This is a genomic window from Caballeronia sp. BR00000012568055 (assembly GCF_029439455.1).
Classification (GTDB): domain Bacteria; phylum Pseudomonadota; class Gammaproteobacteria; order Burkholderiales; family Burkholderiaceae; genus Caballeronia.
In genome coordinates, this window is sequence record NZ_JAQFVG010000237.1 from 55,583 (window position 1) to 65,262 (window position 9,680).

Annotated in this window: 8 protein-coding genes and 1 riboswitch; of the genes, 4 read left to right on the forward strand and 4 right to left on the reverse strand. The window is 58.5% G+C overall.

What is annotated here, in order from left to right; translation table 11 throughout:
* Positions 1-29: 29 nt before the first annotated feature.
* The 3 genes from P7F28_RS10905 to cobW are packed head-to-tail and all read right to left on the reverse strand — an operon-like array spanning position 30 to position 5,897.
* Complete coding sequence (locus P7F28_RS10905; protein ID WP_277184493.1) at positions 30-1,037, reverse strand: AAA family ATPase; 1,008 nt, start codon at positions 1,035-1,037, stop codon at positions 30-32.
* A complete protein-coding gene (gene cobN, locus P7F28_RS10910) occupies positions 1,034-4,807 on the reverse strand; it encodes a cobaltochelatase subunit CobN (RefSeq protein ID WP_277184494.1) in 3,774 nt (1,257 codons plus the stop codon). Before cobN ends, P7F28_RS10905 begins: the two co-directional genes overlap by 4 nt.
* Positions 4,808-4,811: 4 nt before the next feature.
* Complete coding sequence (gene cobW / locus P7F28_RS10915; protein WP_277184495.1) at positions 4,812-5,897, reverse strand: cobalamin biosynthesis protein CobW; 1,086 nt, start codon at positions 5,895-5,897, stop codon at positions 4,812-4,814.
* Between the two features lie 118 nt (positions 5,898-6,015).
* Positions 6,016-6,265: riboswitch (cobalamin riboswitch) on the reverse strand.
* 98 nt (positions 6,266-6,363) lie between these two features.
* On the opposite strand from cobW, the gene P7F28_RS10920 reads away from it, so the two are divergent.
* From P7F28_RS10920 to P7F28_RS10935, 4 genes are read left to right on the forward strand one after another with little or no spacing between them, the layout of a single operon-like run.
* Complete coding sequence (locus P7F28_RS10920) at positions 6,364-6,738, forward strand: cobalamin biosynthesis protein (RefSeq protein WP_277184496.1); 375 nt, start codon at positions 6,364-6,366, stop codon at positions 6,736-6,738.
* Positions 6,735-7,337, forward strand: coding sequence for a cob(I)yrinic acid a,c-diamide adenosyltransferase (gene cobO, locus P7F28_RS10925; protein ID WP_277184497.1), 603 nt, complete (start codon positions 6,735-6,737; stop codon positions 7,335-7,337). Before P7F28_RS10920 ends, cobO begins: the two co-directional genes overlap by 4 nt.
* 5 nt (positions 7,338-7,342) lie before the next feature.
* The gene (locus P7F28_RS10930; RefSeq protein ID WP_277184498.1) at positions 7,343-8,641 is read left to right on the forward strand and encodes a cobyrinate a,c-diamide synthase; all 1,299 of its coding nucleotides are present in this window, start codon (positions 7,343-7,345) and stop codon (positions 8,639-8,641) included.
* The gene (locus tag P7F28_RS10935; protein ID WP_277184499.1) at positions 8,638-8,868 is read left to right on the forward strand and encodes a DUF1289 domain-containing protein; all 231 of its coding nucleotides are present in this window, start codon (positions 8,638-8,640) and stop codon (positions 8,866-8,868) included. Before P7F28_RS10930 ends, P7F28_RS10935 begins: the two co-directional genes overlap by 4 nt.
* A gap of 61 nt (positions 8,869-8,929) precedes the next feature.
* On the opposite strand, the gene P7F28_RS10940 is transcribed toward P7F28_RS10935, so the two are convergent.
* Positions 8,930-9,680: CbtA family protein (locus tag P7F28_RS10940; RefSeq protein WP_277184500.1), on the reverse strand; the 751-nt coding region annotated here is incomplete at its 5' end.

Sequence of the window (9,680 nt, forward strand, 5' to 3'; positions counted from 1 at the left end):
CTGAGCATCGGCGCTTTCTCTTCGATGGTTCAGGCTTTTTTTGCGGCGAGTGGCCTGACTTGTTTGACCTTTACGGTGCCGGTCGGCTCGGGTGGCAGATAACCCCAATCGGATTCGTTAGGGCTTGCTTTCTGCGGTTCTTTCTCCGGTTCCCGATGCGGCGGCGCAGAGGCTTCATGCTCGCGTCTGCGATGCAGCAAAACCGCATCCGCCACGCGCTCGACATGCGATACATCGATCCGTGAAGCTGCCTCCAACGCAGCCAGCGCACGCGCCGCCCGCAGCATCACGAGGTCGGCGCGCAAGCCATCGACATGTGCGGCGATGCAAAGCTCGCTGACGCGTGCATGCACGGCATCGTCGAAATCGAGTGTTCGGAGCAAGGTGCGCGCAGCATGAATACGCTGCTCGAGCGCGTGCTGCTGCGTGGCATGCTGCATACAAAATGCTAAGGCATCCGTATCGAATGCAAGCCGCGCCTTCACGATCCGCTGCCGCACGTTTGCTTCGAAACAATTGCTGATCTCGACCGCCAACCCGAAGCGGTCCAGCAATTGCGGACGCAACTCCCCTTCCTCGGGATTCATCGTGCCGATCAACACAAATCGCGCTTCATGCCGATGCGAAATGCCATCACGTTCGACGATATTCACGCCACTCGCCGCCACATCGAGTAATTGATCGACGAGCGGATTGGGAAGCAGATTCACTTCATCGACATACAGCACGCCGAGATGCGCCTTGGCGAGCAGTCCCGGCGAAAACGACACTTTGCTGTCGCGCAACGCGTCCTGAAGATCGAGCGTGCCGATCAATTGCTCTTCGCTTGCGCCGAGCGGCAAGGTCACAAAACACCCTTCAGGCAAGAGTTCGGCCAGCGCACGCGCCGCCGTCGATTTGGCCGTGCCGCGCGGGCCGCTGACGAGCACGCCGCCCAATGCGGGATCGACCGCGGCGAGCAATAACGCTTGCTGCAAGGCCTCTTGTCCAACGAGCGCGGTGAACGGAAACACCGGATAGTTAGTCGATTCGTTCACGTCTGCCGGCCTTCCATTTGCTGTTCCACATTCAGTAGATGACGCGTGACATCCTCACGATACGCGCCCGGTTCCTGCCACAAGCCTCGCTCCATCGCCTCCAGAAGACGCTCGCAAATCGATTGCAATGCATGCGGATTGTGTTCGTGCATGAACTCGCGCGTCTCTGCATCGTTGACGTAGGCATCGGTGACGAGCGCATATTGATGATCGGACACCACGCGCGCGGTCGCATCGTAGCCAAAGAGATAATCGACCGTTGCGGCAAGTTCGGATGCGCCTTTATAGCCGTGCCGCTTCACGCCATCGATCCACTTCGGATTGACGACGCGCGAACGCACCACACGCGAAATCTCTTCGTTCAACGTACGAACGCGCGGCGCGGCGGGATTGCTGTGATCCGCGTTATACGTCTGCGGCTGCACGCCCGATAAATGACGCACCGCTGCCACCATGCCGCCCTGAAACTGATGATAGTCGTTCGAGTCGAGCAGATCGTGTTCGCGATTGTCCCGATTCTGCAAGACGACATCGAGCGTCGAAAGACGCGTGCCGAAGCTCGAACGCGCTTCGATCCCGTCGCCGCCCTGCGAGTACGCAAACCCGCCGGTGCTTTGGTAGGCCGCCGACAAATCCGCGTCCGTTTGCCATTGCCTGAGGTCGATCAACGCCTGCAAACCCGCACCGTAAGCCCCCGGCTTTGTGCTGAATACTCGCCAGCCCGCACGCGCGCGCGCTTCCTTAGCGTCGATACCGCGTGCCATCAGTTCATCGCGCTCGCGATGTATCCGTGCGCGGATCGGATTCACGTCATCCGGCTCGTCATCGAGTTCAGCAACGGCTTGAACGGCGGCATCGAACAGATGCATGAGATTGGCGAAGGCATCGCGAAAGAAGCCTGACACGCGCAGCGTCACGTCGATACGCGGACGATTAAAGATGGAGATCGGCAATATTTCGAAGTCCGTAACACGATGACTCCCCGCCGCCCATTTCGGTCGCACACCGATCAACGCAAAGGCCTGCGCAATATCATCGCCGCCGGTGCGCATGGTCGCCGTGCCCCATACCGACAAACCGATTGCACGTGGAAAGTCGCCATGATCCTGAACATGGCGCTCCACTAAAGCGTTCGCTGACTTTACGCCGAGCGACCACGCGGCCTGCGTGGGCAAGGCGCGTGTATCGACCGAATAAAAGTTGCGGCCCGTGGGCAAGACATCGGGCCTGCCGCGCGATGGCGGTCCGCTCGGGCCGGGTGGCACAAAGCGGCCTTCGAGTCCGCGCTTCAGCTGCATGAGCTCTTGCGGACCGCATGCGTCGAGTCTTTGCAACACGTCGCCGCGCAATCTTTTAAGCACCATTGCGCTGCGGGGTCCGGGTGCATCGGCTTCGTCTTCAAGCAGTTGCATGGCGAACGATTCGAGCCTTTCGCGCGTGTCGCCGTTGTGACGCCACGGCGTGTCGTTTTGCACCGATAGTGCTTCGGGACGCGCACCGGTCCACGGCGCGGACCAGTCGGCATCGAGCGGATCGAAGTCATCGTGCAGTTGCAGATCGCAGGCAATTGCCGTGATGAAGCTGGCGTTCGCACCGTCTCCATCGCCGATAGGAAAACGGCCTAAAGCAAGCAGCGTATCGCGTCTTTGCACACCTTCGGGCGATACACCGAACACATGCAAGCCATCGCGAATCTGCGCTTCCTTAAGCTCGCACAGATACGCGTCGGCACGCGTAAGCAGCACGTCTTCGCTCGATGTATCGCGCGGCGCATCGACACCGAGTTCCTCGTGCAGACGGTTCTGCACGATATTGTCCAGTATCGACTTTCGCAACAGCTTCGCGCGGCGCGCATCGACCATCAATGCTTCGTAATATTCATCAACCTGACGTTCGAGGTCTTGCAGCGGACCATAATTTTCCGCGCGCGTCAGCGGTGGCATCAGATGATCGATGATGACCGCCTGCGCGCGACGCTTCGCCTGACTGCCTTCGCCCGGATCGTTGACGATAAACGGATAGAGATGCGGCATCGGCCCAAGAATAAGATCGGGCCAGCACGACGCCGACAAAGCCACGCTTTTCCCCGGCAGCCATTCAAGATTGCCGTGCTTGCCGACATGCACGAGTGCATCGGCATTAAAGCGCAAGCGCAGCCAGAAATAGAACGCGAGATACGAATGCGGCGGCACGAGTTCGGCGTCGTGATAGTTCGCGTAGTCGTTGCGTTCGCGCGAACGCGAAGGCTGAATGCCGATAAAGATTTCGCCGCAGCGCAGGCCCGCGATCATAAAGCGGCCGCGCCGCAGGGTCGGATCTTGCTCGGGCGCGCCCCATGTTTTTTCCAGCGCTTGCCGTGCATCGAGCGGCAATGCGCGATACGCATCGAGGTATTCATCGAGCGCGAGGCTTTGCAAGGCCGGGCGCAAATCACGCACGACGGGATCGTTGGTGACGCCTTGCGTCAACGCATAAATCAGCGCGTCGCCATCTTGCGGAATGGCACCGATGCGATAACCCTCGCGCGACATCATCGACAAAATATTGATAGCCGATGCCGGTGTATCCAGTCCCACGCCATTGCCAATGCGCCCTTCGCTTGCCGGATAATTCGCCAGCACCAGCGCGATACGCTTGTGCGCATTTGGCGTCATGCGCAGCTTGCACCAGCGACGGCTTAGTTCTGCGACGAACTGCACGCGCTCCCTGTCGGGCTGATATCGCACGACATCCACTTGCGTGTGCTTGCAGTAATAGGCGAGTCCTTTAAAACTCACTGCGCGCGTGATGATGCGCCCGTCAACTTCCGGCAGCGCAACGTGCATGGCGACATCGCGTGAATTAAGGCCGTGATTATCCTTAAGCCAGTCTTCACGATTTCCGCCGCTAAGAATCACTTGCAGCACGGGCGCATCGCCTGCGACTTCGAATGGCGTTTCATCGCCGATCACACCCGCTGCGAACGCAGTCGTATTAAGGACCAGCGTTGCGCCATGTTCGCGGCACAAACGCTCGACCACTTCACGGCTCACACTTTCTTTAAGCGATGAAATTGCAATCGGCAGCGGATTGAGGCCTTCTTTTTCTAGCGATTCGATCAGCGCATCGAATACGGCCGTATTGCCGGATTGCAGATGCGCGCGATAAAACAAGATCGCGACGACACTCGCGCCCTCGGTCCATCGTGCCTGCCAGTCTTTGATCGAAGCAATTTCGTGCTCCGAATGATAAAGCGCCACCACCGGCAAAGGACTCGGCGCGTGCGGTTCACGTCCAAATCCAAGCGCACGATGCGCTATCGCACGCAAGAATTCCTCTGCATTGCGCGCGCCGCCTTCACGCAGATACGACGACAACTCGCGGCAAAACGCAGCATCCGCTGTGCTCTTGCCAATCAAATTCGGGTCTTCGGTGAGATCGCCTGAGAACATCGCAAGCATTTGCTTTTTCTGCTTTGCAAGCGCAACGAGACGTTCAATGCCATAAGGCCAATACGATTCGCCACCGAGATGATCGACAATCACCGCTTGCGCGTCACGCAGTACGTCGTCGATATAAAAATCGACCGAAGCCGGTTGACGCAGAAACGCAAGATTGGCGAGCCGCACTTCGGGAAAGCCTGTTTCCAGGCGCGAAAACGCGCTTGCCAGCAGCGCGAGCGTGGTATCTGCAGAACTGAGCACGACAATGGGTGCGCGCGTCTGATCGATTCGCATGACGCCTTGCGCGTCATCGACAAAGCCTCCCGGTGTCGTGCGCAGCAAATGCATGGCGTCAGGCCTGCACGGACGTATTGATCAGCGCGGCGTCGAAGGCGCGTTGCAGCGCTTCACGTTCGAGGTCTTCGCCAATCAGCACGAAACGGCTTTGCGTGCGATCTTCGCCGGCTTCCCAACGGCGATCGAAGTAACTGTCGAAGCGACGACCCACGCCTTGTACGACGAGCCGCATGGCAGCGTCGGGCAGCGCCGCAAAGCCTTTAACGCGATAAATCGTGTGCTGCTCGACCAGCGTATGCAAGGCCGCAATCGCCTGCTCGCGCGATTCAACTTTCGCCTGCACTACTACCGAATCGAACTCATCGTGATGATGATCCGCATGGCCATCGTCATCGGGCGAACCATGATGATCGTGACGCAAATGAATGGTTTCTTCCGATGCCGCCTGCAAGCCGAGCAGCGTATGCACGTCGAGTTTGCCCATTTGCGCGGGCACGATCTTCACTTCTGCGGGAATCTCGGGCCGCACAAGCGCTTCGACTTTTGCGAGCGCATCCGCGTCCATCAAATCCGTCTTGTTGACGATCACCAGATCCGCCGACGACAACTGATCTTCGAACAATTCATGCAGCGGCGACTCATGATCCAGATTCGGATCGGCCTTGCGTTGTGCATCGACGGCAACGGGATTGGCCGCGAATTGACCGCTTGCCGCAGCAGGACCGTCTACCACGGTGACGACTGCATCGACGGTAAAGGCATTTTTGATGGACGGCCAGTTAAAGGCTTGCACGAGCGGCTTAGGCAAAGCGAGGCCCGACGTTTCGATCAACACGTGGTCGATATTTTCACGCCGCTCGACCAATTGCTCCATGACCGGATAAAACTCTTCCTGCACGGTGCAGCACAAACAACCGTTAGCCAATTCATAAAGATTGCGGTCTTGAGATTCCGCTTCGTCGTCGCAGCCGATACCGCAGCCCTTAAGAATTTCCCCGTCGATGCCAAGCTCGCCAAATTCATTGACGATCACCGCAATGCGCAAGCCTTGCGCGTTGGAAAGAATATGGCGCATGAGCGTGGTCTTGCCGCTGCCGAGAAAACCGGTCACGACCGTCACGGGAATTTTGCGAGTTTGCATCGTGGCTCCAGACTGCGTATGCGCGCGTTTTTTTAAGCGATGCGAGCGGCATCGCGGCAAACATGAGGTGAAACGCGCGTCTTGGTGGATCATGGGCCGTGCCGCATCCCCGCGACAACGAACCCGCTAAGAGTCCGGCCGGTATCCGGGCTGACGACTAAACCATCTTGCCTTCCCACGCAAAAATGCGCAGTGGCGCTGAAGCGGCTTGCCACGCAAGGTTTGCGTGGCGGTCGTGTCACCGTTGCGGGTGCAGCGAGTTCGGCGCCTTTCTTTAGCTTTATTGCCAAGGAAAAACACTTCCTGCTTCCCGTTTAACTGCGCGCGAAAGAAGCTCGCGCGCGAGCACCAAAACTGCGTGAAAGTCTAGGCTTTAGGCGCTTCAGCGTCAAGAAAGAGGCAACCTCGCCAAAGCGTTTCTTGTGATATCGTGCGGCGCTTGAACGTCCCTTTTTTCGCTTGAATCATGTCTTTAGTGGCTGGTATTGGCTGCCGTCGCGGTGTGAGTGCGGCTGAAATCGAACATGCGGTGCGCCAGGCGCTCGGCACGCTCGACTTTAGCGCGCTTAGCGCCGTCGCCAGTATCGATGTCAAGCAAAACGAAGCCGGTTTGCGTGAATTCTGCGAGCGTCATCGTTTGGCTTTGCATTTCTTTAGCGCCGATGAAATCGCAAGCGTGCCAGGCGCGATTTCAACGCATGCGCTTGAGCATTTGAACGTGAACGGCGTGTGCGAGCCTTGCGCCATGCTATTGAGCGGCGCAATGGCCATAGAAACACTCGTCGTACCCAAAACCATCGCGGGCGGCGTGACCGTTGCGATTGCACGAAAAGCATCATGAAAACCGATACCGAATCGCATCTGCGTATGACGCAGCGTCGCCGTGAAGGCCACGAAAAAAAGCAGGCCGCCGCCGATCATGAGAAGGGCTTGCTGATCGTTAATACGGGAAATGGCAAAGGCAAGACCACGGCCGCATTCGGCATGGCCGTGCGCGTGCTTGGGCATGGCATGAAGCTAGGCGTCGTGCAGTTCATCAAGGGCGCGCTGCACACCTCAGAACGCGATTTTTTGGGCGCAATTGCGAATTGCGATTTCGTGACCATGGGCGACGGCTATACGTGGAACACCCAAAACCGCGAGGCCGATATGGCGACCGCGCGCAAAGGCTGGAATGAAGCGCGCCGCATGATCGAAAGCGGTGAATATCAAATGGTCGTGCTCGATGAACTCAATACCGTGCTCAAGTACGAGTATTTACCGTTAGATGAAGTGCTTGAGGTGCTTAAGGCGCGGCCTGCCATGCTGCATGTCGTCGTCACTGGAAGACATGCGCCCGACGCACTCGTCGAACTCGCCGATCTCGTGACGGAAATGCGGATCGTGAAGCATCCGTATCGCGAGCAGGGTGTGAAAGCGCAACGCGGCGTCGAGTTCTGAACGCGATGCCAGCCTGCCCTGCGTTATTCATCGGCGCGAGCGCGTCGCATCAAGGCAAGACCACGGTGACGGCGGCCATTGCGCGTCATCATGCGCGGCGCGGTCTTAAGGTTCGCGCGTTCAAGACCGGCCCGGATTTTCTTGATCCGATGATTCTCGAACGCGCTTGCGGCGCGCCGGTTTATTCGCTGCATCTTTCGATGGTGGGCCTCGACGCATGCCGTGCATTGCTTAGCGAAGCCGCACGCGAAGCGGACTTGATTCTTATCGAAGGCGTCATGGGTTTATTCGACGGCACGCCAAGCGGCGCCGATCTGGCCGCCGCGTTCGGCGTGCCGGTGCTCGCGGTGATCGGCGCGCACGGCATGGCGCAGACCTTCGGCGCGATCGCGTTTGGATTGGCGCATTATCGCGAAGACCTCGTATTTCATGGTGTTTTTGCGAATCGCGTGGCGTCGGCGCGGCATGCGCAAATGTTGTCCGAAGCCATTCCGCAAGGGCTGCGTTATTGCGGGCATCTGTCGAATGCGGACGATATCGCGTTGCCCGGGCGTCATCTCGGTTTGACGCAAGCGCAGGAAGTCGCGGGACTCGATGCGCGTCTGGATCGCGCCGCCGATGCCATTGCATTGACTACGCTCGCAGAACTGCCACCGCCGGTTCACTTCGAAGAAAGCACGCTTGCTGCGCCGCCTCGATTGCTTGACGGACTGCATATCGCCATGGCGCGCGATGCGGCGTTTTCGTTTATTTATCCCGCGAATGTCGATCTGCTCAAAGCGCTCGGTGCGCAAGTCAGCACGTTCTCGCCGCTTGAAAACGAGCCCGTTCCCAAAGACGCTCATGCGCTTTATCTTCCCGGCGGGTATCCGGAATTGCATGCCGCCGCGCTAGCCGCAAATGCTCAAACGAGCGCTTCGATCAAGGAACATGCGGCGCAGGGAAAACCGATCGTCGCGGAATGCGGCGGCCTGCTTTATCTGCTCGATACGCTTACCGATATCGAAGGCACGCGCCACGCCATGCTAGGCATTCTTCCCGGTAACGCCGCGATGCAACGTCGCCTGGCACGCCTCGCCATGCAGCGCATTGATACCTCGCATGGCGCAATGACCGGGCACACGTTCCACTATTCCACGCTCGTCACGCCGATGCAGCCCGTGCTCACTGCATCGCATGCAACCACGGGGGCGGCGGGCGAAGCGCTGTATCGTCAGGGGAACATCACGGCGACATACATGCATGCTTACTGGCCGTCGAATCCAATTGCAGCCGCAGCGCTATTTCGCGGCGAACCACTATGACCATTCCGCTCGATCTTACTGACACCATCGAACGAGCCAAGACTCAAACGCCTGTCGGTTCGCCTTGCACCAATGTCTGTCGAATCGATCTGGGACATGGCTTATGCACCGGTTGCTTTAGAAGCCGCGCGGAAATCAAGCATTTCAAATCAATGGACGATGCCGCCAAGAAAATTGTCTTAGCGGATTTGCTGGCGCGCCGTGCTCGCTTAAGCTACGCGCCCTAAGCGAAAAAGCCCGCGTCCTTTAGGAAACGCGGGCTTAAACGCTAACTAAGACCTAAGCAACTCAAGCCGCAGCCATTCGCCTTGCTGGCCGGCGCTCAAGTTCACGCGAAGCAAACGCGCCGAACACAAGACCGAGCGTAGTCCAGATAATCGCCTGGATTCCGACCGATGTAATGCGGAATCGCCACAACAGCGATGCCGAAAAATCCGCCGGCACTTCATCGATAGTCGGCAATGCAAACAGCGCAATCGCGATCACGACGATATACACCGCCGCGCCGATCAAGGTCGCGTTAAAGCCGCCTTGCGTAGGCTGCAAGCGGCGCTGCAACCAGACAGCGAACACCATCGCCAAAATGGAAATCGCGATCATGATGAAGAACAGCGCCGTGCGCGGCCCGATCGTATCCGGATTGCCGATTGCAGGCGGGTTAGGCGGATACTTGAGAAAAGGCCCGATCGCCACGCTGATAAAACCCAGCAACGCAAGCAACGCCGCCGCGCCACGCGCATGCAGCGCCCCGCCGATACGCCCGTAAGCGAAGCCAAACACAAGCGAGAAAATGCCGCCAAGCGCCGTGCCGAATACGCACACACCGGTCAACAAACCGATGCCTGCTTGCGTAGGCCGGCTAACGAGTTCTTCACCGCCATGATCGTGCGAAGCGTCGGCATTATCGGTCTTAGCGGCTTTAGCGTCCTGAGGCATGGCCATCGGCGCATCTTTATGCTCATGCGATTCTTCAAACGCAATCGCCCGATCGACCGAAGGCTCGCCGAACGTACGCGCAAAGCCGAAGCCAAGCAGGCCC

Excerpts from the sequence above, each read along its gene's own strand:
- cobN (WP_277184494.1), bottom strand. The coding sequence starts at position 4,807 with ATGCATTTGCTGCGCACGACACCGGGAGGCTTTGTCGATGACGCGCAA.
- cobW (WP_277184495.1), bottom strand. The coding sequence starts at position 5,897 with ATGCAAACTCGCAAAATTCCCGTGACGGTCGTGACCGGTTTTCTCGGC.
- P7F28_RS10920 (WP_277184496.1), top strand. The coding sequence starts at position 6,364 with ATGTCTTTAGTGGCTGGTATTGGCTGCCGTCGCGGTGTGAGTGCGGCT.
- cobO (WP_277184497.1), top strand. The coding sequence starts at position 6,735 with ATGAAAACCGATACCGAATCGCATCTGCGTATGACGCAGCGTCGCCGT.
- P7F28_RS10930 (WP_277184498.1), top strand. The coding sequence starts at position 7,343 with ATGCCAGCCTGCCCTGCGTTATTCATCGGCGCGAGCGCGTCGCATCAA.
- P7F28_RS10935 (WP_277184499.1), top strand. The coding sequence starts at position 8,638 with ATGACCATTCCGCTCGATCTTACTGACACCATCGAACGAGCCAAGACT.